Genomic DNA, 24,829 nt, shown 5'->3' with positions numbered 1-24,829 from the left:
CCACTTCAAAAATGTCGTGAATGTCCACTATTTCATGAAAAAATATGTCAGAAAGTAATAAAAATCAAACAAAGTAGTGATATACGAAAATTTAATCATCCTGCACGCGGAACAAAAGCTTGGGAAAAACTATACGCTAAACGAAGTGCAGTTGAAAGAGTGAATGGCTATCTAAAAGAACATATGAAATTAAATGATACGACACACTATCAATCAGAAATTGTTCAAGTGGAACTATTATTGATTCAACTAGCTTATAATTTAAAGAATTTTGCAGCACAACGATTGTCACAAGAGAAATATAGAAAAGAACTAGTCGCTTAACTTCAAAAAACAATGATTTTGAAATTGGTCGAGTGTTTACTTTTCTAAAAAGTGAATTATGAAATTAGCTCAAATATGACATTTAAAAAATTTGTTGTTATCTTTCTTAAAATGTTAATCTTTCAAGAAAGGTAGAAATGCTCTCTTTTAAAAAGAAGAAAATTTTGTCTTTTGTTTGATTTAAAAATTTGGTAATAAAAAATTACCGTAATATATCGTAAGGGTGTGTCAAGTGATATATTGCGATAATTCATGTATGTAAAAACAACTTTGATCCCATTAGTGTGGAAGTAGTAATGAAAAATCAGGTTGTTGCTACCAGATTAAATTTGCGTTAAACTTTCTTGCGTTTGTAATTTAATATCTCGTGCTGCATACCATTTTTCGTAGACACTCTTCGTAACGCTGATTGTTGAAGAAAGTAAAACTAAACTGATAACTGTACCTTCTCTGATGAAGAGAGAACCATGGGTGACAAGTGTGATAACAAGTGACGTTGTGACAGAAAAAATGTCGACCCCATAGCGAAGTTTTGCGAATGATGTGTTTAAACGTGTTGCTAAAAAGTGACAAACACTTTCAATTGGAAAGGCTAAAATTTTTAGGTTTAAGACCATTCCAGTCCCGAAACCTGCAATGATTGAGCCTAACATAAATAATCCTAAGCGAGCAATATAGTGGTCAATACTGATTGAATCAAAGACTTGATAAGTGAAGAAATTAATGACTTGACCTAAACAGAGAACTGAAATCGCTTGAATGACATAGGATCTAATTAATTTTCCACGTGTAAGAATGGTATATGTCAACAAGAATAATCCATTGATCATTGTCGTAACTGTGCCAACTTTGAGCGATGTTAAATGTGCAACACTCAAATTAAGTGAGTTAAAACTACTTACCCCAACGTTTCCTAAAATAGTTAAACTAATACCGAATCCCGTTAATGTATAGAATAATAAAGACAAAATCAATAAATTTGTTTTTTTCATGGCTCCCACCTGTCCTTTCATTTGTAATTTATCATTAAAAATCGGATAATAATATGAGATATAGCACATTTTGGAGGTAAACATGAAAAAAATAAATATTTCAAATACAGCGAGATACCAAGAGGTTTGGCAGGCCTTTCTAAATGTATCAATTGATGAACTCGAAAGAATTGCAGATGTTGTCATTTTTAAACCCAAAGAAACAATTATTCGGAATGATTTAGGTACCGAAATGCTTTTTATCTTACTTGAAGGAAAAGCCAAAGTTTCCCTACTTCATGAAGATGGCAAGCAGTCGATCGTTCATTTTGTTCAAGCTGGGGAGTTAATCGGTGAATTGAGTCTATTAGGTGTGGAAAATCAAACCAAAGATGTGACTGCTCAATCAGAGTGTCTCTGTTTAGCCATTCCATTTCAAAAAGGCCAAAGTATGTTACTCGAAAATACGATATTTTTAAAACAACTGAGTATCTATTTGGCCCAAAAATTATTATCAAGGACTAATCGTTTAAGTGAAGGTCAAAATTACCCTATAATTAACCGTTTAGCAGCATTTATTCTCTACACTGAATCAAATACTCATTATCATGAAAAACACACTGAAGTTGCCGAATATCTCGCTGTCAGCTATCGTCATCTCTTATATACATTTCAACAACTGATGGAAAGTGGTATGATAATTAAAAATAAACCTGGTTACGATATAGTGAATCGAAATAGTCTTCAAAAACTTGCAGGGACAATCCGTTTTTAGGAGTGATCTATTATGTCAACTGAGTCAATGAATCTTATATTAGCGAAAAATCAAAGGATTGATACAAAACGTTGCCTTCTCAGAAAAATTACACTAGAGGATACTGATGATATGTTTGAATACTGTCAAAATCCTAATGTTTCTAAATATACAACTTTTTATCCTCATCAATCAAAACGTGACACACAAGAAGTTATCGCCAATATCTTTCTTTCAAATCAGTTAACAAATTGGGGAATTGAATTGAAAGATTGTGGCAAAATTATCGGAACAATCAGTATTGTTCCTCGTTCTAAAAATGAATTTGAATTTGCTTGGGCAATTGGAGAATCTTATTGGGGAAAGGGCATTGTATATGAAGCTGCTGAACAGCTTTTACAATTAGTTTTTGAGTTATTAGAAACTCAGATTGTATGTGCAAGATTTCTTAAGCAAAATGTTAATTCTGGACGTGTAATGGAAAAATTAGGGATGACATATTGGGGCAAAGATTATATCCAGGACATTAAGGATGAAAAAATGGTTGAAATATTGAAATATGGTCTAACCCGTGAAGAGTATCAAAAAAATAATATATTATAAGACAAAAGTAATGTTATAATAGAGTTAAACTAAGATGGAGGTATCTTCAAATGATACTCTATTATTTAATGACTCAAAGTTTAAGACGTTTATCACGAATCGAAGGCCTGTTTTCGACTTTTATACTTTGTGAACTTGTGTGTATTATGGCACTGTTTATTTGTGATATTTTCCTGTTTTTTAGCCATCTTTTGAAGGAAATGAATCAATCAGTTGCTGTTGAGACCGATCCACTTGAAGTGCAGATGAGTCTGGGTCCAATTATGGGGTTTACTTTATTTAAGTACGCCTCACTCTTTCTTGCTATCTTAATGATTCTGCTCACCATTACAACTATCAAAAGAAGCTTTAAACAATATTTTATTCTGCAACACGAAGATTTTAAAATCATGTCGTATCTCGGTGAAACACCAGGTAATTTAGCAATGTACTATACCTTTCAGGTCGCTTTTTTTGCTCTTTTTGTGATAACCATTGCAATGATTGCATCTCAGCTTATCTTTTTTGCTTCAGTCATAAAGACAATCAACTTAGGCGTTACTCTATCCGATGTCCAATCATTTCGAATCAATCCAATATATTTGATTATTCTAGAATTAATGATGCTGAATTACGTCTTTTTAACGACCTTTTTTAGCTCAAAGAAAAAGCTCTATTCATTAACCTCAAAATAAAAGCTAAAGGACTGATATTTATGTATGAAGAAAAAGATTGGATCATGCGTCAAGTACGCCGCATTGCTGAAGGACTAGGCATGATGGTTGGAAAAGAATCGATAAAAGAGTTATTAAAAATTGATAAATCAGAAGCGTCTTTAATTTCAGATGAAGAAATTGAACGAATAATCGCTATCGTTGATGTTAACCGTAAAATAAAAAGCGACAATTTATCTGAGGAAACCTTTTTAGAAACAATTCAGTTTACGACTGATCAATGGGCGTCAATAAATCAGGAACAACGCGTACCAAACGATCAAGAATATCAGGCAATATTAAATTTTTTAGGTTAATATAGGAGAACTTATGATTATAATAATTACGGGTGGGACTCATACGGGAAAAACAACTTTAGCGCAATCTTTGTTAACCTCACTCCACTATTCTTACTTGTCTCAAGACCATCTCAAAATGGGCTTAATCCGCTCTAATCAAACAACATTAACCGTTGAAGACGATGACGCCCTAGTTGATTATCTTTGGCCAATTACATGTGAAATTATTAAGACAGCAATTGAAAATAAGCAAAATTTAATTGTTGAAGGTTGCTATATCCCGTTTAATTGGCAAAATAGTTTTGATGCTACATATCTTGAAAGTATTTTATTTGAGTGTCTTGTCATGACGGAAGATTATATAAAAACTTCTTTTGAAACAATAAAAGATGAAGCGAATCGTGTCGAAATGAGGCTGGATGATTCGCAATTATCGCTAGAAAATATGATAAAAGAAAATCATGCAAATATGCAAGCTTGTCAAACTAATCAACTTTCGATGACGCTAATCCAGTCTGATTATGAATACGAATTAAGACAGCTACATGATAAAATAAGAGGAAGAATAAAAGATGATTATTTGGATTAATGGTGCTTTTGGATCAGGGAAATCGACAGTATCTAATGCATTGAAAGATAAGATGTCAAAATCTAAAATTTATGATCCAGAAATAATAGGTTCATTTATAAACCAATTAACACCTAAGTACAAAAGGAAAAGTGATTTTCAAGATTATCCTGCATGGCGTAAGTGGAATGCTAGACTTTTGCTATTATTTTCAAAAGTTTATTCTGGTGTCATTATTGTCCCGATGAGTCTCTATCAAGAAGATTATTTTAATGAAATTGTGGGTGAACTTCAGTATCGTCGGATTGACGTTTACCATTTTATTCTTGATGTTGAAGATGAAATCGTCATTAAACGCTTAAAAAATCGCAATGACGAGACATTGGCTTGGGGTATTTCAAAATTATCGCAGTGCCAAGATTTTTTCAAACGTCGTCCAAAAACTGAAAAAATTGCTTATAGCAAATCTTCAGTCGATGATGCTGTTAATAAAATATTGGCTAACATAGCTTCTAAATAAACTGAAAGAGTGATGTTTAAATGAAAAAGAATATTTTACTTGTCGGATCATTATTGGGTATTCTTGTATTTGGCTCATCATGTATGGCGAACATGCCAAATAAAAAATATACAACACAAGATATTACGAGAGTGTCGGATCAATATCAAATAAGCCAACAGAACACAAAACATTCAGATAGCGCTTATAATGGTGTGCTAAACTTAAATGGACGAACAACACAGTGGGAAGTTGTTGTGAAAGAGGATTCTGTATTTACGATTACTTATGATATTCAAAATACAAAAGGCATTTTCAAGCTTGTATTGACTGATAATAAGCATTATGTCAAAAATATTGTTAGTTTGAAAGCCAAAGATTCTAGTGACGGTGTTAAAGATATTGAATTAAAAAAAGGAACATACTTCATCAAGTTTACTGGTGAAAAATCAGCAAGTGAGATTAAAGCTTCTTTTGATTTTCCACAAGATAAGATATCCTGCGAGTACCAATATGATGACGATGATGATGATTAGGAGTGTATGATAAATGATTTTGTTATTAATAGTATTGATGTGGCATCTCAAAGCGAAAAAAACAAGTGCTGCCGAAAAAACAACCTCAGTTAAAGAGTTACTGGTTGGAACACTTCAGGGCTTAAGAAAAATGCTCATGATTTCTGGAGGTATCATTTTAGCTTTAGAACTTATATTATTCTTTACTATTGGCTCAAGAGGGATTATCGCAGGTCTTTTATTAGAATTGCTAGTTATGATGGGAGCTTTTGTTTACGCGTTGCTCAGTGTTGATTCTAAATTAAAAAAATGATTATGTTTTGATAAAATAAAGGTGGCTAGCACTAATGAAATTTGAACGGACATTAAATCCTAAAGATGAAGATATTTTAGATATTCGTAATATTTTACGTCAATATAATGCAAAAAAATTCGAAATATTGGAATCGGAAGATTTTGCAATTTATGCTAAAGATGAAACAGGAAAAATTATTGGTGGCATTACTGGAGAAATTTTTGGTCAATGGATGGATATTGAATATTTAGCAGTTGATGAAGCTTATCGCAATCAAAAGATTGGGCATCAACTACTTCAAGAAGCTGAACAATTAGCGCATGAACACAAATGTGGTTATATCTTTATTTATACATTTGGTTTTCAAGCCAAAGATTATTATCCCAAATATGGATATGAAGAAGTCTTTCGTCGTGCGCACTATCCAATTACTGGTACTGAACATTACTTTGTTAAAACACTATAAAAACAAGTTTAATCTGAATAATATTATTTTAGATTGAACTTGTTTTTTTAAATTTAACAATGAATTGTTTTATTAATGTATACTTAATGTAACTTTTATCTACTAAGGAGGAGTATTAATGGACGCAAGGGCTTTAGTTGGTTTAGTATTTTTCGTAATACTCATAGTTTTTGGCATCATCTCAACGGGTGAAATTGTTAGTGTTGTTTTTAATTACAAAAAATTTGATATAGATCAAAAGAAAGTTGTTTATGAAACATTAATTTTAAGCTTTGTAGTGTTGGTCCTGATTCATTTTATTCAGACACTTATATCAATCATTTCGCCGCAATGGAAATTATTTATGCAAACTTTTTTCTCACCTGTATTTCCATTATTTACAAACTCGCCACTTCATATCAATAGCTTATTCTTAGATGCGATGATTTTTGAAATCATCTATCTAATTAAGCGTCGCAAGAACAAAATGGATTAACTCCAAAAAGTTATAGTTAAAAAATTGAAAAATAATAATTATTAAGGAGATTTTACAATGGTCGAAAATAAGGCATTAGTTTTAGTATATGATGGTATGTCAATGAGTGAAATTACGTTATTAACAGATTACTTAACTGTGTATCAGCCTTGTGGTGAATGGTGGACAATTGATACTGTCGGTTCCCATGATAAAAAGATGATTCAATCAGAAGATTCGTTTCAAATAGTGCCCAACAAATCATTTAGGGAGATAAACTTTTCAAATTACCAATTAATTTTACTAACAGGTATTATGAATCCTTATCCAATTGCTGAAGACAAAGAATTGATTGATTTTTTAAAACCTCTTGCGAATCTAAAAGACAGACCATTAATCGCAGCAATATCCTCTGCACCAATGTTACTCGCGAAAGCTGGCGTCTTGAGAGATAGCAAGTTTACTTCTGGTTTATTTGAGGAGACATTAAACGAATTTGAGTTTTTCAACAAAGAAAACATCGTCAGACAACCACTTGTTTATGATGAGAAACAGCATATTATTACGGCAATAGGCTTTGCTTACCGAGAATTTGCAGTTAAAACTGCTCAAATATTAGGATTTGACTTAGCAAATGATAAATTTTCTGGTCCAAGAACAACACCACCTTATACCGAAGAAGAGTTAACGTTTTATATGTATGGACCCGATGAATAACGTGTCTGACTTCAATGCCTTACAGTGCTTTTCATTTCTTGAAAATCTAAAATAATATCTGTATAATTAAGATAAAGAAAAGAGACATGCGTCAACATGTCCCTAAAATAGGCCGTTAAAGACGGTGATTGTCTTAGATATTAAGAATTAAACCATCCGAATCGTCAAAGTTGTGGATGGTTTTTTTGTTTTCTATTTACTAGTATCATTGTTTTTCAGTAACAATACTAACGGCGTAGATGTGATCATTAAGTTTAACGCTTCGAAAACAGTCATTTTAACAAGAGATAAACTACGGCATTATGAAGAATTTATAAATGATATTCTTTAATTCTTAGGAGGTATTGTAATGGATAATTTTGTTAATATAGTAATTATTTTATTTGCATTAATCAGTAGTCTTCAATTTTTCAGGTAAAAATGGCTATTTTTGATTGCTGGTTACAATACAATGAGTCAAAAAGAAAAAGAACAGTATAGTATTTCGAGGCTAACAAAAATCATGAGGTCAGAGTGTCTATTTATCGCATTAATGTTGTCAGTCGATATTTTTTTACCCAAGTCTTCAATGTTAACGACCATGTTAATTCTTATTTCTGTAGTAATAACTGTTGTCTTAGGGAATACAATTGCTAAAAAGAAATGAAGAGTATTTACTATATAAATTATTGGAGGTATCACATGGAAAAAATTGATGATTTTTTAATTAAGTTACCATTTTGCTACGATAAAATTAAAGAAAATATGTTTTTTTATTTGAATTATTTTCAATTAATAGGAACAGCACAGCATTCTTTAGAAGTTGCACAAGAAGCAGAAATATTAGCTGATAAATTTGGCCTAAACCCGCAGAAAGCATATGTGGCTGGACTATTACATGATATTGGTGGGGTTGTACCTGATGAGAGTAGAGTAATTTTAGCAACTGAATTACATTTCAATATCTTTGAAGAAGACAAGCACCTTCCATTGCTTTTACATCAGAATTTCTCTGCTTATATTGCTAAGGAACACTTTGGAATTGAAGATGAACAAATTTTATCTTCAATGGCCTGTCACACAACATTAAAACCAGGTGCAACGGAATTTGATAAACTTATTTTTATTTCTGACAAATTGAAGTGGGACAATAAACATAGTGCACCGTATTTTGACGAAGTTTTAAATCAACTTGATATATCATTAGATAAAGGATGTCTAGCGTATTTTGATTGGCTTTTTGAAGTCGGTATGCCAATTATCCATCCATATACACAACAGGCATATGATGAATTGAAATTAAAATATCAATGATGAGGTTTGCTTATGCCTAAATAATGTAATCTATTCAAGCCAGTTAAGTTAAATGCCGTATAGCTTTGACTTGCTATAGTGTAACAACCATGTTTTTTCGATAAAAGACCTAGAATTGAATAATTAACAGCTTTTTAAAGAAGATGATATTAACGAATTTCACGAAAAACTATTTTTTATAGCTCATTGATGAATTAAAAGGAGATAATGTTGTTGAAAGAAATTAATAAGCAGTTAATAAATAATTTTACAGAAACTAGTTTTATGAATGCATTTCAAACTTATTTTGCAGAATTTGAAATTGTAGTCGATGATTGGGAAAAGTTCTTTCAAGAAATGAATGAAGAAAAAGGAAATCAAGCATTCGTTTTAACAGAAAAGGAAAATACCATTGCTTTTATTCTATTTAGAATTGAAGAATTATCAAATTGGTTTTTTCATGAGGAAGTGTATTTTATTCGTGAATTATGGGTAAGCCCACGATTTAGAAAGCAAAACATCGCAAGCAATTTGTTAAATCAAGTTGAAAATTTAGCAAAAATCAAAAAAATCCATAAATTAATTTTAACAACCGATTCGGACGCAGAGTTGTATTTAAAAAATGATTTTAGAATGGATGACAGTTATCGAGCTAAAAACAAAGATCAAGTATTTGTTAAAAATATTTAATCTAAAACATAACTAGATAAGTTAATAGTGACTAAACTATAATAAGGGGTCTGATGAAAAATATAAAACCAAGAAAATTCTGCTATATTTAGTATTTGCTAAGTAGAGATTCTCAATAATATACTGACTTTAAAAAAACTTTCATAAACAAAGAGGTTCTATTTGTCAGTAGTGAGTTAGTTGAAGAAACTTAATAGTAAATTTTCGCAATGAAGTAGTTGTGTAATGGTTAAAACTAAATGAAGAGATATGACATTGGGAATTTGAGAAAAAATGGAAATTACCAGCGTGTTTGAAAGTTTATGTAGAAAATGACAAAATAAAAGTATGGCAACTTTACTACGATTCTGAAATTTCCCTCGATTCGATGAACGATTACTAAAGTATATACTCAAGCCACTTGATGCATTAAGGAATATAATCAATGTAATTAAAATAAAAGCGATATCTTTATCTTTTTACACTAAAAACGAATTTGTAACTGAGCCAACATTAAGCTTTTGCACTTAACGTTGACATTCGTCACTTTTGGATAACTTCATATAATATATATTATGTAAACCAAGATATAAAATTTTAGTTTTGACTATCTCCCAACTTGATTACCTTTCTGTCATCTTTTATTATCATGATACTTATCAGACTCCTTCTCTTGCTAAATTAATACTAAATGTCTTAACATTTACATCAATAATAAAAACGCAACGAACATAAATAATGTTATAATATTTTGTACATACTTATGATTAGGAGCTGGAAATTAAAAATATGAACTTACAAAACAAAGAAATTTCAATGGAAACAATCTTAAAGAACAAAGAAAACTTATTAACTGGTCGAATTGAGTATTTTACAGAATTAGTTAAGGTTGCTGTATCTTTAAGTAATGAAATTGCAAATGATCCTTCTGACGATGTAAAACAAATAAAGTCAATGTTAGTCACAGAAATAATCACAATGCTGACAGCTTCATGGCGCAACACCCTTCCCTTTAACCTTTTTGTATCAGAAAAAACAGCTGTATTTGCAAAGAGTTTAGGTGTGGATGACTTATGTAAATATGATTACAGTCTAAAATTTGGAATGGATGAAGTTGCTAGTTTAGTTGATGATCCAGATTTTCTTGCAGTTGCTTCACATCTTAGTGAACAAGATGTTGCTAAATTAAATAAAGCGTTAGCAAAAGATGATAAGGCGGTTAATTCAAATGTAATGTTGCAATGGGAACATGCATACACTGGAAGAATGTTTACGGCAGATGTGACTGAATTAATAAGTAATCTTAGCCAAAACAATGCTTCTGGTGATGAAATTTCTGAATCTGTTAAAGAACTAGTTGAAAAGCAAGCTATCGTTTGGATTTTGAAAACAGAAAATTATGAAATTATCGAAAAAGGCTTTAAAGATGTTCGACTTCCGAATTGGGAATCAGCTTATAAGGAATGTGGAATAGAATTAAGTCCGAAATCAAAAGAATATTACCTTGTAGCTTTCGGTAAAGAGTGGTAATTATCAATAACTATGGGGATGTGTGAGATTTATCAATTCTCCCCTCTCCTTTTTATTGAAAATTATATTATTTTAATCTTGAAGTTAGTAAGTTTAAAGGAGATGCTTTTTATGGAGAATATGTTTATCATTCTTATTTTGATTGTTGCTGGGTTTTATATTTACAATAAGAAAAAGAAAAAAGGCAAAGTTCCAAGTTTAACTGATGTTACAGTGCTTGATAAAATAAATGATGTGACAACTTCATCTGAAACATATTTTTTACTGGTTGAAACATGTCTTAGAAACGGACAAAAACTTGAAGAGAAAATGGTTGTATCCCAAGAAGTTTATCAGAATGTTGAAATTGGGCAATCGTATCCAATTGATCAATTAAGCTCTGTTAAAAAATAGTGTCCCCCTCTTCTATTACAAAATAAAAATAATACTCGTACCTGTTTGTTTGAACACGTAAAAAGGTACGAGTATTTTTGATGATATTTCGACTTTTTATTTAATTAGATGAGTGATGGCGTAAGGTTTCCCAAAACCATCTACAAGGTCTTCAGATGAAACTCTGAAGCCATGCTTTATATAAAAGTTTTTAGCATTTGTATTCTCTGAATTCACGTCAATTTGATTAATATTTTCATTTTCGATTAACCAAGTTAGAATTTTACTGCCATAACCGTGACCTATAAAATCAGGATCAAGGAACAACATCACAAGTTCTTGTTCACTTACACCTGAAAAACCAACAATAGCTTCGTCATCACGCCATAAATTTAGTTCAACTGTGTCTAAATGCTGTGGAATGATATTCTTATAGAATTCAAAATCTTCTTTAGAAAGAAAATCGTGTGTCTTTTGTGCAGATTTCTCCCAAATACTTAAGACTGTTTGATAATCATTTTGTGTTGTATTAGTTTTAGTTAACATATTAATCATCCTCTTATTTTTTTATTATCCTCTCCTTTCGATTTCTACTTTAATTATTTTCTGTGTGTAACACCATGAGTAGTATGCATTCATTTTTAATACCTCGTATTTGTTTTTTTTATTATGAACAATCTTACTTTCGTAAAATTACCTTGTCAACTATTTTGATTGTTATCATGTGTTAACGACGAGCAAATAATATGAATATGCTCAGTTGCTGCGGGAATATCTAATAAGTTGAAGATAAAATACTTGAGTTGTAGAGGAAATGGTAGTAATTTTATGTATTTATAGCCACTTAAGTATCGAATCGCAAGTGTTGGTTGTTCACGTAAAAAATTATAAAGTATCTCTTCTTCCCAATCTAAACTATCTACTTTAAATAAAAGATCAGTAATCGAATTATTCGAATTTTTGATTTCGAATAAAGTCTCTTGATCATAATATTGAATTTTCGCATCGGGATCTACGATGGAGAGTAAAAGTTGAATCGTTCGATTGATTTTTGAACCTGCAAAGCTCCGAACGGCTAGTTCTTCTTTTTCAATGACAAGATAGGGATTGTTAGGATAAACTTGATCATCAATTAATGATTGAATAGCTATTTTCATCTCGGGTTGCAGTGCTTCTATCCATAAATCATCTGTCATCAAGGTAACCATTTTTTGTGTCACAAGATGACTAGTATCTCCCCCATCAGAAAAAAATGTCGGTGGGACGGCATCGTTTGCAGTTGTGACAATAATTTTTTTACTATCATGTCTTACAGCAGAGATTCGCCACTTTTTACCACCTAAGATGATATTCTGATCCACTTCAATCATTGGAGTAAAATCCAACTCTCCGATTTTCTTAGAATCATTTAGAACTGTATAGGTTTCAAAAGTTACAAATTGTGCAAAAAAATTACCCTTATACATGAGCGATTCAATATTTTTACCTATGATAAGTTCATTTCCGATGTCTTCAATGTATGAGTATTTAATTAAGTGATTAATGATTCCTTTGATTTCTCTTCGTTCAAGCCAACTAAAATTTTTGGAGGTTTGATTTAATTCTATAATTCGTTCTCGCGTCATACCAGAATGTTCTAAAAGTAGGGCGAGTACTTGATGGGCAAAAATGTCATAAGGTTTGATTGGTCTATCAAAGCGTTCAATTTCTCCATCATGGTAGACAGCAATTGTCGCTAATCCCTTAAGTAATTCAAAGGGTTTTGTTGCGATAAAATGTAGGATACTAGTTTTGGTTCGTCGTCCACTTCTTCCCAGTCGTTGGCCTAAACTTGTGACTGAATGAGGCGCGTTATATTGCACAACACTATCAACAGAGCCGATATCGATTCCCATCTCTAAAGTGGAAGTGCAACAAATTGAAAAAAGTTCACCTCTTTTCGTGTGTTTAGCGAACTGCTCAATCGAGGTTCGAGTGCCTTTTGAAAGTGAGGAATGATGAGCAAAATAATTAACATCAACATTATTCTTTTTAGCCATCTCTTTAAGCTGAACAGTTAATAATTCGACTTGTGATCGTGAATTTGGAAAAATTAACATGCATTCAATTAGAGAATAAGAATAAATTTTTTCCAGTGCTAACTCACTGTATTTACTAGAAATAATGGGATAATAATCAGTTGAAAGTTGTAGTTCATTTCTTGTTTTATCCTGAATAATGACAGTTTCCACATCATTTTTGAAGTAATTCTTTATTAACGCGCTATCTTCACGAGGTAAAGTTGCTGACATACCAATATATCGCGGTTGATCAATCATATAGTGTTGCATGCGTTCTAACATTGACTCTAAATGTAGACCTCGATTCGATGCGATAAAACCATGGATTTCATCAATAAGAACCCATTCAACCCCTTTAAATAAAAATTGTGCTTCTTGAGGTTGTAGTGTCAACATTGCTTCGAGCGATTCTGGCGTAATCAATAAAATACCAGCAGGATGAGCTAACAATTGTTTCTTTTTTGCTGCGGAAGCTTCACTGTGCCACGCAGTTACTGGGATTTTTAAATAGTGACACAATTCAGTGATACGCTTAAATTGATCATTAATTAATGCAATCAATGGTGAAATGTAAATAATTTTTAAACCTGACTCCCAATCATTCACCGCGTTAATGGCAGGTAAAAAAGCTGCCTCTGTTTTACCAGAAGCAGTCGGAGCAGAGAGAATAAGATTATGATTTGAGTTCGCAACTTGGCTAATAGCCGCTTCTTGGGTTTTTGAGAGCGAAGGCCAGCCTTGATCATAGATGTATTCGCGAATTTCTCTTCTTAATAGATGATAACTTGTCATTTAAAATACCTCAATGTCGTCATCTAAATTATCATCATCTTTTTCAACTGGCAAGCTATTTTTACCAAATTTCTGAAGAATAATCATTGAAATTTCGACAGTTGGATTTTGTTTAATTATGGCTAAGATTTCAATAAAATCTTTAATCACAGCTCGCGGTGTTAAAAACTCATCTGCTCCTGGACGATTTAACTGCTCTTCCATATATAAAGAAATATGTTCCAGGCTTAAATCAATCGACTCATTCTGATCGGTATTATAGATGACAACTAATTGATTTAATAAAGTAAAAATATCCTCATTTGACAGTGGTTTTAGTGGTAGGACTGTCCGATTTGTATTGACAAACTGAGAATCCATTGAGTGTTCATCACCTAATCTTGTTTTTAAAGCTCCATAGCTAGCCATACCGCGATCATCATCAAAAACAGTTTTGCGAGTCGCACCGAAGTTTACAAATAAATGTTTGATTTGATTTGACTTACATTCATTATAAATATTTAGTATTTTTTCATAATTTCGTTCACGTGTTTGTCGCATTGGTAACTTATAAAGATTAACAGATTCATCAAAATTGAGCACAAAGCCGGCATAACCTAAAGAAGAAAAAAGTTCGGATAGATTTTTAATCGCGTCAAACCAATTATCATCATTGATAATTTTGTTAATTCCAAGTGTCTTCTTGGCTTCAGTTTTTGTCTCAATATCACCACGAATCCATCTCAATGCATTTAACATTAAAATCTGATCCCCTGTTATGAAACCTTCATAATATTTGATGACAGAAGAACCTAATTCAAAAGATAAACCTACAGAAGAAAACGAACTAGAAACAGCTATTATTTTATTCTCAATGTTACGTTGATATTTTGGTGTCAATATTTTATTAATTGAGACGTTTTCTTCACTTGCCATCTCAGAAGCTAACTTGTGAATCCATTCCTCTATAATTGTTTTTAAGGCATTTCCGTTTTGTGACGTTTGAATCATGAGATTATCGATAATTTCGGTATAGAGTGCGCGTGCTTTTCCATCTGAAGCCACAAAACGTCGTGTTGGTGTCAAATCAACGGTTGAGACGACAAAGTTTTTTTGTAAGGCAATGGATTCTATCGTACGTAACATAAAACTTTTACCACTACCAAAATCCCCTACCCAAAAACGAATATCACTTTCACCTTCTTCAATTCGTTCAAGCGTTCGTACGACTTCATTCACTTCATCATTTCTGCCAACAAGTAAATGTCGAATACCTTTTACGGGTACAACGCCTGATTCTAGAGCACTAATTATAGTCACAGCTTCTTTTTTGTTTACCTTATTCTTCAAAGTTAATCTCCTCCATTGCATATTCTAAGTAATAATCATCAATGATTACCATATCATCCTCAACCGTAAAAAGTTGATCCGACAGATCGTCATAAAATAGTTTATTTAAATCACTGAGATACATATTAAGCATTTTTCCTTGATTCATTGCAAAGTCATTAACTTCTGAAACCGGGATACTTTTTTCGTCCAAAATACGTTTGATTAGAAAGACTGCATCGTCTTTTTCTGTATATGAGGCAACTTTTGGAATTTTTTCGGTTGTTTTATCTAAGCTCTCTTGTTCTGTAACAATTGGCTCTATTTCTTCTTCATCAAAATACTCTTCTAAAACAGAAATTGTTTCATTTAGCTTGGCTTGAGATACTTTTATTTGTTGTGCATTCAAAGAAACTGTTTTTCTGATCGGTTGTTTTAAGTTCAAAATCGTTTCAATTTGATTTTGTGTTAACCTCTCTTGATTTTTTATAAGTGTTTCAAAAATTGTAATATTTCCAACATCAATCATTGAAGTAACTTGTTTTTTTCTCGCTTTTGTAAATTTATCGAGACGGCTTTGTTCATAAAGAATGATTAGTTTAAAGTCTTGATTTGAGATGTTTTTTCCTACTTCTTTAATAATTTTCAAATAATTATTTTGTTCTTGAATACTAATTAGAGATTTTTTCCATTTTTCAGTTAATGCTTCCAATGATAGTTTTTTTATGATGATGTTATTGTTACGTGCTTCAGAATAATGTAGCGTATTTACTAATTTTAAAAGAACGTCTTCGGATAATTGTTGCAAGTATTCTTCAGTAATTGTATTAATTTGAATCATCACTTTTTCTGGTAAAAACAAATCAATCGCATGGATTTCTTCGTCAATGTTTAAATTTTGAGTATAATTTGAACTTGGTAAAATTTGACGTAAGGTATTTTCAGAAACCTTGAGTAATCCATTTATGAAACGCCATGATCGTTGTGTTTCTCGATAATTTTGCGTTTTAAGTTGTTCAATTGTTTGTTTGGATTGTTTTTTCCACGTCTCTTCTTCTAAAGAAGTATTTAGAATTGAATTTAAAGCTAAAAGATATAATTTTAATATTTCAATTTTAATATCATAAAGTTCCCAAATTTTGGTTTCTCGAGGGCACGTTAAATCAAGCAAATAAATATCCTCAGCACTAAAAATATTTGTATCACGAATTTGATGTTCAGGGTCCCACCAAACCCAATCATTTGAAAAAATAGTGTTTTGCATAATGGACTGGGGATCTGTAATCGTATGCTGACAGACTGCTAAAGCATATTCCCGTATCTTTTCTTTTAATGTTTCACCAATCGCTTGCTCGAGTAGTTGGTATGAAAAAGTATTATCATAAGTTCCTTGAGTGACATGTCCTTCAGCAATGCAGTAGATTGTATAGGGCAGATTATTATATTGAATGTTTTCGTTTTGATAATTTTCAAATAATTCAGGTAGAGTTGTACCAAGCGCACCAAGTTCATAATTTAGAAATTGACAAACTTTATGATAAAGTGCCAAGGTCTGATGTTTTATCTCTTCATCTTCCATACATTTTCTTTCATAAGGTAAATCTAAATAGTATTGCCAATTCTCTTCAAATTCTGAGTAATTAATTGGTTTAATATCAAGATTAGTAATGTCGATGACATCAGAATGATTGTTCTGATTTATACTATTTCGGATTTGATTATTTATATTTTTAGCATTAACTTTTGGCTGTTTCTGAACGGGACGTTTAGATTGTTGGTCTTTTCTTTGTTGTAATCGTGCAATTTTTTTTTGCCGGATTCGTTCTCTTTTAATGCCATTTAAAAGATAGCTTAGTCCTTCAATTATTGTATAAAACCAGAGAATAATGAATCCTGGCATAAAAAAAATTAGTGTTACCATTGAAAGTAACAATAACAGTAGACCCGCTTTTTTATTATTTAAGTAGAATTTATGAGCGCCAGTGCAGCCTAAAAATAAAGCTAGAAAACCAGCTGTAGACATATTTTTATTCATTTTTTTAAAATCACGAAAATTATAGATATAGAAAAGTTTCATAAGATGATGCCACACCTATCTTTGTTATTTATAAAAATAAATTGATTATCTTTAGTATAACGTATAAAGTAATGCTTTTACAGATAGAATCCTAAAACTATAGTAATTAGTTTTAGTAGTACTTTATTATTTCAATAATTTTGATATGATTAAAATAGAATTATTATAGAGGTGACTTATTAAAGTTATGTTAAAAAATAAGAATAAGCAACAAAAACTATTTCTATCCTTTTGGTTTATATATGGTTTTGTTTAATACGTTTATTTGAAAACGCATATAAACAAAGGAGCTTAGATATGGAAAATCATAATGAAATAAAACGTTTAGATGGAACAAAAATTAGTTTTATCGGAAAAGGTCTCGTAGTTGGATTAATTGCTGGTTTTGTGGTGAGCCTTTTTCGATTAGGAATTGGTTATTTTAGTCATATGGTGAAGGAAATCTACCACTTCTTGCATCAACAACCAATCTGGATAATTCCATGGATTCTACTCTCGCTTGTTATCGCAATTTTTATTGGAAAATTGATTAAGAGTGATCCAAATATTAAAGGAAGTGGCATCCCGCAAGTCGAAGGTCAATTACGCGGTCAAATTCATGTGAATTGGTTCTCTGTACTTTGGAAAAAATTTACTGGTGGTGTCCTTGCGTTAAGTTTAGGTCTTTTTCTTGGTCGGGAAGGTCCGTCTATTCAATTAGGCGCTGTTGTTGGTCAAGGTGTGAGTCAAAAGTTAAAATCAACGCCTGTCGAAGAAAAAATATTAATCTCAAGTGGTGCGAGTGCCGGTTTATCCGCTGCATTCAATGCACCGATTGCAGGACTACTATTTATTCTTGAAGAAGTTCATCATTCGTTCTCACCTTTAGTTTTACTGACTGCTTTTTCGGCAACTATCACAAGTAATTTTGTTTCCCTTCATTTCTTTGGCTTGAAACCAGTTCTAGATCTAGGTAAAGTTGAAACCCTTCCGCTGCGCTATTACTGGACATTATTACTATTGGGAATTATTGTCGGATTATTAGGTCTCTTTTATCAATACGTGCTTTTAAAGATGTCGTCATGGTATGGAAGAATTAAAAAGATTCCTGAGTACTACTATGGCATTATTCCGATATTATTTGTGATTCCAATCGGTTATTATTTCCCTCAATTTCTTGGTGGTGGTCATGACATTATTATTGACTTAAAAGATTTGAGCTTTTCGATTACAGCTTTAGTCTTACTGTTTATTTTTCGCTTTGTTTTCTCAATGATAAGTTATGGCTCGGGACTTCCAGGTGGTATTTTTTTACCAATTTTAAGTTTAGGTGCTGTGATTGGTGTTTGTTTTGGTGCTATTTTAGTTCAAACAATTGGATTAGATGACATTTATGTGAGGAACTTTTTAATTTTTGCAATGGCTGGTTATTTTGCGGCCATCAGTAAAGCGCCTTTGACTGCGATGGTTTTGATTACTGAAATGGTCGGTAGTTTTTCACATCTTATGTCAATCGGAGTGGTTGTCTTAACAAGCTATGTTGTCGTAGATTTTTTCAATGGAAAACCTGTCTATGAAGCACTTCTTGAAAAGTTAGTCCACTTGAAAGAATTTGATATTAAAGGTAAAAAAACAATCATTGAGTTTCCGATTGTTATCGAAAGTGCTTTTGATAATCAAATGGTCCGCGATATTAATTGGCCAAAACATATGCTCCTCACTTCTATTCGACGCGGTGAAGCAGAAATATTAACCCATGGTGATACAGTGATTAATGTAGGAGATACTTTAATTATTCTAACGGATATTGGGATCTCACAAAAAATAAAAGACGAACTCGTTCGTGAAAGTAAAATATAAAAGATGACTTACTTCTATTTTAGGAGTGAGTCATCTTTTATATATCATAATATTATTATGTAAACTGTAGATAAGTTTTCACAATTTTCAGTTTTTTTAAATCTTCTTATATTCTAATCTATCGTTATAATAATGGTGTTGTTTATATAAAGTTATCATGAAAATTTGTGAAATTGATTGTCACAATCTGATTTGCTAGGTATGATGAATAAGGATATTTTAAGAAAAGGAAGTGTAAAATGGGTGATTCAAAACAATTGCGATGGTATAACGTTGCGATTATAGCTTTCGTCTCTGTTTGGGGACTTGGAAATGTTGTAAACAACTTCGCAACTCAAGGAACTTCAGTTGTTGTTTCTTGGATATTAATTATGGTCTTATATTTTATTCCTTATGCTTTAATTGTTGGGCAACTTGGTTCAGCCTTTAAGGATAGTTCTGGTGGAGTAAGTAGTTGGGTTAAAAACACAACAACGAAAAAAATTGGTTATCTTGCAGCTTGGACCTATTGGGTGGTACATATCCCCTACCTTGCTCAAAAACCACAACAGATATTAATTGCATTTGATTGGATGTTTAATCAAAGTGGAGATTTCGTAAAACAAGCGAACCCAACCTTAATCGCAATGATTAGTTTAGTCATCTTTTTATTCTTTTTATGGATTGCCTCAAAAGGACTAACAACGTTAAAAAGAATTGGTAGTGTTGCAGGAACAGCGATGTTTATTATGTCGATTCTTTTTATCATCTTAGCTGTAACGGCACCTGCAATTAGTAATGCGACTTTCGAAACACCTAATATGGGTGACTGGCGTACTTATATGCCTACATTTGATTTTAAATATTTTACAACAATCTCAATGTTAGTGTTCGCAGTTGGTGGCTGTGAGAAAATTTCACCATATGTAAATAATACTAAAAACCCAGAAAAAGAGTTCCCTAAAGGTATGTTAATCTTAGCTTTAATGATTGCAATTTGTGCAATTTTAGGTTCGTTTTCAATGGGTATGCTGTTTGATGCAAATAATATTCCAGATGATTTAATGGCGAATGGTGCCTACTTAGCTTTTGGTAAATTAGGTGCTTATTACAAAGTTGGAAATCTTTTTGTTGTGATCTATGCGATTGCTCAAGCAATGGCAACTATCTCTGCACTAGCATTTTCAATTGATGCACCACTGCAAATTTTATTATCTGACTCAGATAAAGAATTTATTCCAGAAAGTTTTGCTAAAAAGAATAAAAATGGCACACCGGTTAAAGGTTATATTTTGACAGGTGTCTTAGTAAGTATCTTAATTGTTGTACCAGGACTAGGTATGAAGAATATGACAGTACTATACAATTGGTTATTAAGTCTAAATGCAATTGTTATGCCATTACGTTATTTATGGGTCTTCTTTGCCTATATGATGTTAAACAAACTATCTAGTCAATTTAATTCTGAATATAAATTTGTTAAAAATCCTAAGGTTGGTTTTGTGATTGGATTATGGTGTTTCCTATTTACAGCTTTCGCGTGTATCTTAGGAATCGTTCCAAAAGTCGATTATGCTGCACAACCAACTGAATATATGTTCCAATTGGGATTAAACATTCTGACTCCAATTGTCTTAATTGGCTTAGGTATGATCTTCCCGATCTTAGCTCGAAAAGAATTAAAAAAATAAATCAAAAATGAATTAAAATATCCAAAAATTTATTTTTTAGAGTGGTTCGCCACTCTTTTTTTTGTGTGATTTTTAAATAAACATAGTGATTCATGTTATTTTATGATACACTTTTATCTTAGAGGTTTAGAAAGGGTGGTTATTATGATACTTATTTTTTATTTTTATTATTTTTACTTATTAAATAAAGGGGTTAAGTATGAGGTCGAAACATTTAATTTATTGAAGCAATACTATCAAGTTGAGACGCATCGAGCACCAAATACAATTAAAGATCTACTTAGTTTGGAGAAATCGTTGGGTGTAAATGTGTACACGAAAGCTAGAAAAGGCGCCAAACGTTGTGTATTGATTGCCATACTCATGTTTATTGCATCTTGTGGGCTTGGTTTTTATATTGGTCAAAACCATTCAAGTGCAGTTACCTTTGAAACTGCGACAAACGCTGTTCGTGTTGTTTATATATCTTTTCTTGTCTTATTATTTGGTGCCTATATCATGGTTTTAATTGGTATCTTTTTATGTGCACGTGCTGAAAAAGTTGCTAAAAAAGAAAGCTGGCAATTAGTTCTAAAAAAATTGAATATTAAAACTAGAAATAGTGCTTTTGAGAAAAGAGATTGGAAAAAGAATTTACCGAATTATGTGCTTAGTTCTATCGAGTAGTTTTTAGTATAATGTTTTAAGTATAATGACAGCTTTAGAATTATTTGAATTCCTTAGAATCGTTCTCTGTGCATTCGAATATATTTTTTGATTTTTTTGAGTTCACTATATTATGTAAAATCATGAACTCAACCCCTTGTTTAATCAGCTTTAAATTCGTGATATATTTTAGTTCACTAATATGATAATATAGACCTAAAATAGTGAACTTGTATTTTACAGAAAGTAGGTGATTTTTTGTCATATAATGTTCAGCCCTTAAGAACACAAACTGAAATCGATGATTTTATGTTTTGGCTGCGCAGAACGAGTCAACCAGAACGAGATACTTTTTTATTTCTCTTTGGTATTAATAATGGTTTACGTATGTCAGATATCGTGAAATTAAAAGTGAAAGATATAAAATATGAAAAGCGACCGATTATCGTCGAAAGAAAAACGGGAAAACGTAAAGTCCTCTATCTTGATAATTTACAAGAACATATTGCTGAATATATTCAAGATAAAAATGATGAAGATTGGCTCTTCTCTAGTCGTCAACAAGGCGGTCATCTAAAAGTTAATTCAGTTTATAAACAGTATCAAACAATCGCTAAAAATTTAGATCGTAAAGATATTGGCACTCATACATTACGTAAAACATTTGGTTATCATTATTATCGTAAAACCCGTGATATTGCGACTTTGATGGAAATCTTCAATCATAGTTCAGAACGTGTTACAAAACGTTACATAGGGATCACCACTGATGAAATTGGCAATACATTAGCAGACTTTAAATTAGGATTCTAAAAAAGCAAGTTCCTCACTATAGAGAAACTTGCTTTTTGTATTGGTTGATTGCTTTTTGACTGAGATAAAGCCGATAAAATAGGAAAATTGCTAAAATAATCGGAACAAATGTCACTCCGAGTCTTAAAATTGCAAATGGCAATTCAAATAAAAAGGCTTTTACAAATAAACTTCCTTGCATCTCAAATAAATGAGGTGTTAAAAATGCTCTAGAGGGATGCAGGATTAATCTTAAATCGAAAAATAAAATGAAGTATAGGACGAGCATACTTGTATTCATAGTAAGTAATTCATTTCTTGATCTAATATCTCTTTGAATTCTTGATTCTACATCAGAAAATAATTCGTTAGTGTCAGAATTTTTGCCAATAAAATATAGCTTTCCGCTTTTTTTATTTGATTTAATACCAGTCCAACCAAATTCTTTTAAGAAAGAACAGTATTCTTCATATTCAGAGTTACTTTTAAATGTTTGACAATCAATCCGGATAATATAATCTTGAATGTTTGGACCTACTCCAAGATCACGGCGTTTAATTTTTCCCATTGGCGTGTCATCGGAAAAAGTATATGTCCCATAGCCGTCTGTTTTTATTAATACATGACCTTCTATAAGCTGTTTTTCTAACCAAGCTTCTTCTCTTTCTATCGTTGCGAAAAGTCGAAATTTTCTTTTCATATTCTTTTCCTCCTTTTTTGTGGCTCTTAATTCATCTCGTGTTTATCTTGCCATATATGTATGCAATGCGCCATTCGCTCAACTTCTGCGGCAAGAACTTCATTTCCATAAATTGTTGTTTGATATATCTTGCGTCTTTCCACCTCTGATGGAATTTGGTTAATCATCTTATTTTTCAATAAAGTATCGATTGCTCCGTACATCGTCCCGGCTGCAATCCTTACCTTCCCTAGGCTCATTTTTTCAATGTCCTTAATTGCTAAGTATCCATAAGTTGGTTTCTGAAAAGCCATCAGGATATAGTATACAGTTTCGGTTAGCGGTAATACATTCTTTACCATCTGATCGCCTCCCTTTCTTAATTATATAGTACCACTATATAGTTGTGATGTATAGTCTAACTGTATATATTTAATTTTAAAAAAAGAGTATACTTAAGAAAAGCGTTTTTGGAGGATTATTATGCTATATATTATTGCAGAAGATTTCATTCATCCGGATAAAATTCAAGCAGTACTGCCTTTATATCATGAACTCGTTGAGTTGACGCAACAAGAACAAGGTTGTCTGTCTTATGAATTAACTCATGATTTGAAAGATGAAGGTCATTTTCTTTTTCTTGAAAAATGGGAAACAGAAGTAGATTTAGATCACCATATTTCGTCAGAACATTTCCAACGTCTTGTACCTGAGATAAATACTTATACACGTTTAGAATCTCGTTTTACTAGAATGCTCTCTTTCAAAGAAATGGAATAAAAATGAAGTCCTTACTCTATTATTTTGAGTAAAGGACTTCATTTTTTATAATTCGCGATTATATTTTGTTAGGAAAATTATTCTAAGAACAGCAATTAAAAATGGTAGAACGAATAGGACGCCTAACATAAATAAGGCGCTATTTTTCTTTAAAATATCATTAAAGCTAGCAAGAGAACCGGTGAAGCCAGTATAGGTAACCAAACTAATCAGTGCAATCGGCAAAAGTAAAAACCAGATGCTATAGAGCGTCATTGTATTTGCTTTGGCAGTAATCATTTGCCAACGTTCATCATTTTGGTTAGCTGCCCTATTCTTATTTTCATATAGCATCGTGGCATATCCTAAAATAGATAACAATGCTAAAAACCAAATGATCAAATTTTCATTGTTCATCAAACAAACCCTCCTCTGGATAAAAAACTTCTGTCAGTGGTAAATCAAAAGCGTGGGCGATTTTAAAAGCCAATTCTAATGACGGTAGATATTTATATTTCTCAATAGAGATGACTGCTTGTCTAGAGATGCCGATACGAAGAGCTAAATCAGCTTGTGTCCAGTCATTTTCAGCACGTAAAACTTTTATTCTATTCTTAATCAATGTAATCATCTCTTTCCAAAATGTAACGACTTATTTACATTGCTAGTATATAAAATAGAGGCATCGAAGTCAAACTAAAAAACTAACTCATATAAGTTAGTTTTTTGAATAATGTCTGAGTAATTAATATAAATATGCAAACTTCCGTTACAAGAATTTAATAATTGTAGGATATAGTACTACTCTTCAATTATTTTTTCCAATCGTTAGGAAGTAAAGCTGTCAGAGAAATCACTTTTTCAGTACCAATCATAATTTGAACATTGTCTGAGTTATCAGTAATTTGGCTCATTATTTCTCTACATCTTCCACACGGAGGAATTGGAATTCCTTTAGAATTGACAGTAACAATTTTTTTAATTTTATACTCACGACTTGTTATCATTGCTGCGATTGCTGAATGTTCAGCGCAAAAACCTAGGGAACATGCAGTATCAATACAGACACCTTTATAAATATGATTATTTTCTGTTTCTAAAACGGTTGCGACACTCCCAACTGATACCCACTGATTTATATCTGTTGGAGCAAGTAAGTCCTTTGCTTCTGCTAATAACTCATTAAAGTTCATGTTTTTGATCCTCTA

At 31.8% G+C, this 24,829-nt stretch carries 32 protein-coding genes; 22 read left to right on the top strand and 10 right to left on the bottom strand.

The window, feature by feature from the left end; genetic code table 11:
• Positions 1-324 (top strand): transposase (locus ESZ54_RS04985; RefSeq protein ID WP_162615058.1); only part of this gene is annotated, 324 nt, incomplete at its 5' end.
• A gap of 323 nt (positions 325-647) precedes the next feature.
• On the opposite strand, the gene ESZ54_RS04980 is transcribed toward ESZ54_RS04985, so the two are convergent.
• Positions 648-1,316 carry a DUF6198 family protein gene (locus tag ESZ54_RS04980; protein WP_136136585.1) on the bottom strand — a complete coding sequence of 223 codons (669 nt, stop codon included), beginning with the start codon at positions 1,314-1,316 and terminating at the stop codon, positions 648-650.
• Positions 1,317-1,398: 82 nt separating this feature from the next.
• On the opposite strand from ESZ54_RS04980, the gene yeiL reads away from it, so the two are divergent.
• The 16 genes from yeiL (at position 1,399) to ESZ54_RS04900 (ending at position 11,021) form a co-directional block, all read left to right on the top strand.
• Positions 1,399-2,070, top strand: a complete 672-nt coding sequence (gene yeiL, locus ESZ54_RS04975) for a transcriptional regulator YeiL (RefSeq protein WP_136136584.1) — start codon at positions 1,399-1,401, stop codon at positions 2,068-2,070.
• Positions 2,071-2,082: 12 nt separating this feature from the next.
• Positions 2,083-2,652 (top strand): GNAT family N-acetyltransferase, encoded by a 570-nt coding sequence (locus tag ESZ54_RS04970; protein ID WP_136136583.1) that lies wholly within the window; start codon positions 2,083-2,085, stop codon positions 2,650-2,652.
• A gap of 50 nt (positions 2,653-2,702) precedes the next feature.
• Positions 2,703-3,326 (top strand): hypothetical protein, encoded by a 624-nt coding sequence (locus tag ESZ54_RS04965; RefSeq protein WP_136136582.1) that lies wholly within the window; start codon positions 2,703-2,705, stop codon positions 3,324-3,326.
• 20 nt (positions 3,327-3,346) lie between these two features.
• Positions 3,347-3,661 carry a hypothetical protein gene (locus ESZ54_RS04960; RefSeq protein WP_136136581.1) on the top strand — a complete coding sequence of 105 codons (315 nt, stop codon included), beginning with the start codon at positions 3,347-3,349 and terminating at the stop codon, positions 3,659-3,661.
• A gap of 13 nt (positions 3,662-3,674) precedes the next feature.
• Entirely contained in the window at positions 3,675-4,232 is a 558-nt protein-coding gene (locus ESZ54_RS04955; RefSeq protein ID WP_204249509.1) for an AAA family ATPase, read from the top strand.
• Positions 4,216-4,731, top strand: coding sequence for an AAA family ATPase (locus ESZ54_RS04950; RefSeq protein WP_136136580.1), 516 nt, complete (start codon positions 4,216-4,218; stop codon positions 4,729-4,731). The genes ESZ54_RS04955 and ESZ54_RS04950 overlap by 17 nt, the downstream gene beginning before the upstream one ends.
• A 20-nt stretch (positions 4,732-4,751) precedes the next feature.
• The gene (locus tag ESZ54_RS04945; protein WP_136136579.1) at positions 4,752-5,246 is read left to right on the top strand and encodes a hypothetical protein; all 495 of its coding nucleotides are present in this window, start codon (positions 4,752-4,754) and stop codon (positions 5,244-5,246) included.
• A gap of 13 nt (positions 5,247-5,259) precedes the next feature.
• The gene (locus ESZ54_RS04940; RefSeq protein ID WP_136136578.1) at positions 5,260-5,538 is read left to right on the top strand and encodes a hypothetical protein; all 279 of its coding nucleotides are present in this window, start codon (positions 5,260-5,262) and stop codon (positions 5,536-5,538) included.
• Positions 5,539-5,572: 34 nt separating this feature from the next.
• Positions 5,573-5,986 (top strand): GNAT family N-acetyltransferase, encoded by a 414-nt coding sequence (locus ESZ54_RS04935; RefSeq protein ID WP_136136577.1) that lies wholly within the window; start codon positions 5,573-5,575, stop codon positions 5,984-5,986.
• Positions 5,987-6,104: 118 nt separating this feature from the next.
• Complete coding sequence (locus ESZ54_RS04930) at positions 6,105-6,461, top strand: hypothetical protein (RefSeq protein WP_136136576.1); 357 nt, start codon at positions 6,105-6,107, stop codon at positions 6,459-6,461.
• Between the two features lie 57 nt (positions 6,462-6,518).
• The gene (locus ESZ54_RS04925; protein WP_136136575.1) at positions 6,519-7,157 is read left to right on the top strand and encodes a DJ-1/PfpI family protein; all 639 of its coding nucleotides are present in this window, start codon (positions 6,519-6,521) and stop codon (positions 7,155-7,157) included.
• Positions 7,158-7,587: 430 nt separating this feature from the next.
• Positions 7,588-7,803, top strand: coding sequence for a DUF3784 domain-containing protein (locus ESZ54_RS12835; RefSeq protein WP_136136574.1), 216 nt, complete (start codon positions 7,588-7,590; stop codon positions 7,801-7,803).
• 35 nt (positions 7,804-7,838) lie between these two features.
• Positions 7,839-8,450 (top strand): bis(5'-nucleosyl)-tetraphosphatase (symmetrical) YqeK, encoded by a 612-nt coding sequence (gene yqeK, locus ESZ54_RS04915; RefSeq protein ID WP_162615100.1) that lies wholly within the window; start codon positions 7,839-7,841, stop codon positions 8,448-8,450.
• Between the two features lie 213 nt (positions 8,451-8,663).
• Complete coding sequence (locus tag ESZ54_RS04910; RefSeq protein ID WP_162615099.1) at positions 8,664-9,119, top strand: GNAT family N-acetyltransferase; 456 nt, start codon at positions 8,664-8,666, stop codon at positions 9,117-9,119.
• A 768-nt stretch (positions 9,120-9,887) separates the two neighbouring features.
• Positions 9,888-10,628 (top strand): hypothetical protein, encoded by a 741-nt coding sequence (locus ESZ54_RS04905; RefSeq protein WP_136136571.1) that lies wholly within the window; start codon positions 9,888-9,890, stop codon positions 10,626-10,628.
• A gap of 111 nt (positions 10,629-10,739) precedes the next feature.
• A complete protein-coding gene (locus ESZ54_RS04900; protein WP_136136570.1) occupies positions 10,740-11,021 on the top strand; it encodes a hypothetical protein in 282 nt (93 codons plus the stop codon).
• A 96-nt stretch (positions 11,022-11,117) separates the two neighbouring features.
• On the opposite strand, the gene ESZ54_RS04895 is transcribed toward ESZ54_RS04900, so the two are convergent.
• The 4 genes from ESZ54_RS04895 to ESZ54_RS04880 all read right to left on the bottom strand — a co-directional run bounded on the left by ESZ54_RS04895 (position 11,118) and on the right by ESZ54_RS04880 (position 17,237).
• Positions 11,118-11,546 carry a GNAT family N-acetyltransferase gene (locus tag ESZ54_RS04895; protein ID WP_136136569.1) on the bottom strand — a complete coding sequence of 143 codons (429 nt, stop codon included), beginning with the start codon at positions 11,544-11,546 and terminating at the stop codon, positions 11,118-11,120.
• Positions 11,547-11,701: 155 nt separating this feature from the next.
• A complete protein-coding gene (locus tag ESZ54_RS04890; RefSeq protein ID WP_136136568.1) occupies positions 11,702-13,852 on the bottom strand; it encodes a DEAD/DEAH box helicase in 2,151 nt (716 codons plus the stop codon).
• Positions 13,853-15,181, bottom strand: a complete 1,329-nt coding sequence (locus tag ESZ54_RS04885) for an ATP-binding protein (protein ID WP_239433747.1) — start codon at positions 15,179-15,181, stop codon at positions 13,853-13,855. It lies immediately after the preceding gene.
• A complete protein-coding gene (locus tag ESZ54_RS04880) occupies positions 15,171-17,237 on the bottom strand; it encodes a tellurite resistance TerB C-terminal domain-containing protein (protein WP_136136566.1) in 2,067 nt (688 codons plus the stop codon). Before ESZ54_RS04880 ends, ESZ54_RS04885 begins: the two co-directional genes overlap by 11 nt.
• Positions 17,238-17,534: 297 nt before the next feature.
• On the opposite strand from ESZ54_RS04880, the gene ESZ54_RS04875 reads away from it, so the two are divergent.
• The 4 genes from ESZ54_RS04875 to ESZ54_RS04860 all read left to right on the top strand — a co-directional run bounded on the left by ESZ54_RS04875 (position 17,535) and on the right by ESZ54_RS04860 (position 22,204).
• The gene (locus ESZ54_RS04875) at positions 17,535-19,076 is read left to right on the top strand and encodes a ClC family H(+)/Cl(-) exchange transporter (protein ID WP_136136565.1); all 1,542 of its coding nucleotides are present in this window, start codon (positions 17,535-17,537) and stop codon (positions 19,074-19,076) included.
• Positions 19,077-19,315: 239 nt separating this feature from the next.
• Positions 19,316-20,746, top strand: a complete 1,431-nt coding sequence (locus ESZ54_RS04870; RefSeq protein WP_136136564.1) for an APC family permease — start codon at positions 19,316-19,318, stop codon at positions 20,744-20,746.
• A 144-nt stretch (positions 20,747-20,890) separates the two neighbouring features.
• Positions 20,891-21,412, top strand: a complete 522-nt coding sequence (locus ESZ54_RS04865) for a hypothetical protein (RefSeq protein WP_136136563.1) — start codon at positions 20,891-20,893, stop codon at positions 21,410-21,412.
• A gap of 237 nt (positions 21,413-21,649) precedes the next feature.
• A complete protein-coding gene (locus ESZ54_RS04860; RefSeq protein WP_136136562.1) occupies positions 21,650-22,204 on the top strand; it encodes a tyrosine-type recombinase/integrase in 555 nt (184 codons plus the stop codon).
• Between the two features lie 16 nt (positions 22,205-22,220).
• Here the strand turns inward: ESZ54_RS04860 and ESZ54_RS04855 are convergent, their stop codons facing one another.
• Together ESZ54_RS04855 and ESZ54_RS04850 are read right to left on the bottom strand one after the other, a co-directional pair.
• Positions 22,221-22,883, bottom strand: coding sequence for a DUF2812 domain-containing protein (locus ESZ54_RS04855; RefSeq protein ID WP_136136561.1), 663 nt, complete (start codon positions 22,881-22,883; stop codon positions 22,221-22,223).
• Between the two features lie 26 nt (positions 22,884-22,909).
• Positions 22,910-23,224, bottom strand: coding sequence for a PadR family transcriptional regulator (locus tag ESZ54_RS04850; RefSeq protein WP_136136560.1), 315 nt, complete (start codon positions 23,222-23,224; stop codon positions 22,910-22,912).
• 121 nt (positions 23,225-23,345) lie between these two features.
• On the opposite strand from ESZ54_RS04850, the gene ESZ54_RS04845 reads away from it, so the two are divergent.
• Positions 23,346-23,642, top strand: coding sequence for a putative quinol monooxygenase (locus ESZ54_RS04845; protein WP_136136559.1), 297 nt, complete (start codon positions 23,346-23,348; stop codon positions 23,640-23,642).
• A 45-nt stretch (positions 23,643-23,687) separates the two neighbouring features.
• Here the strand turns inward: ESZ54_RS04845 and ESZ54_RS04840 are convergent, their stop codons facing one another.
• The 3 genes from ESZ54_RS04840 to ESZ54_RS04830 all read right to left on the bottom strand — a co-directional run bounded on the left by ESZ54_RS04840 (position 23,688) and on the right by ESZ54_RS04830 (position 24,814).
• Positions 23,688-24,038, bottom strand: coding sequence for a DUF2178 domain-containing protein (locus ESZ54_RS04840; RefSeq protein WP_136136558.1), 351 nt, complete (start codon positions 24,036-24,038; stop codon positions 23,688-23,690).
• Entirely contained in the window at positions 24,028-24,240 is a 213-nt protein-coding gene (locus tag ESZ54_RS04835) for a helix-turn-helix transcriptional regulator (protein WP_420824354.1), read from the bottom strand. The genes ESZ54_RS04840 and ESZ54_RS04835 overlap by 11 nt, the downstream gene beginning before the upstream one ends.
• A 193-nt stretch (positions 24,241-24,433) precedes the next feature.
• Positions 24,434-24,814 (bottom strand): cytidine deaminase family protein, encoded by a 381-nt coding sequence (locus ESZ54_RS04830; RefSeq protein ID WP_136136557.1) that lies wholly within the window; start codon positions 24,812-24,814, stop codon positions 24,434-24,436.
• Between the last annotated feature and the right edge of the window lie 15 nt (positions 24,815-24,829).

Source organism: Vagococcus silagei, from assembly GCF_004795745.1.
Classification (GTDB): Bacteria; Bacillota; Bacilli; order Lactobacillales; family Vagococcaceae; genus Vagococcus; species Vagococcus silagei.
This window is presented reverse-complemented; position numbering and strand designations above follow the sequence as displayed.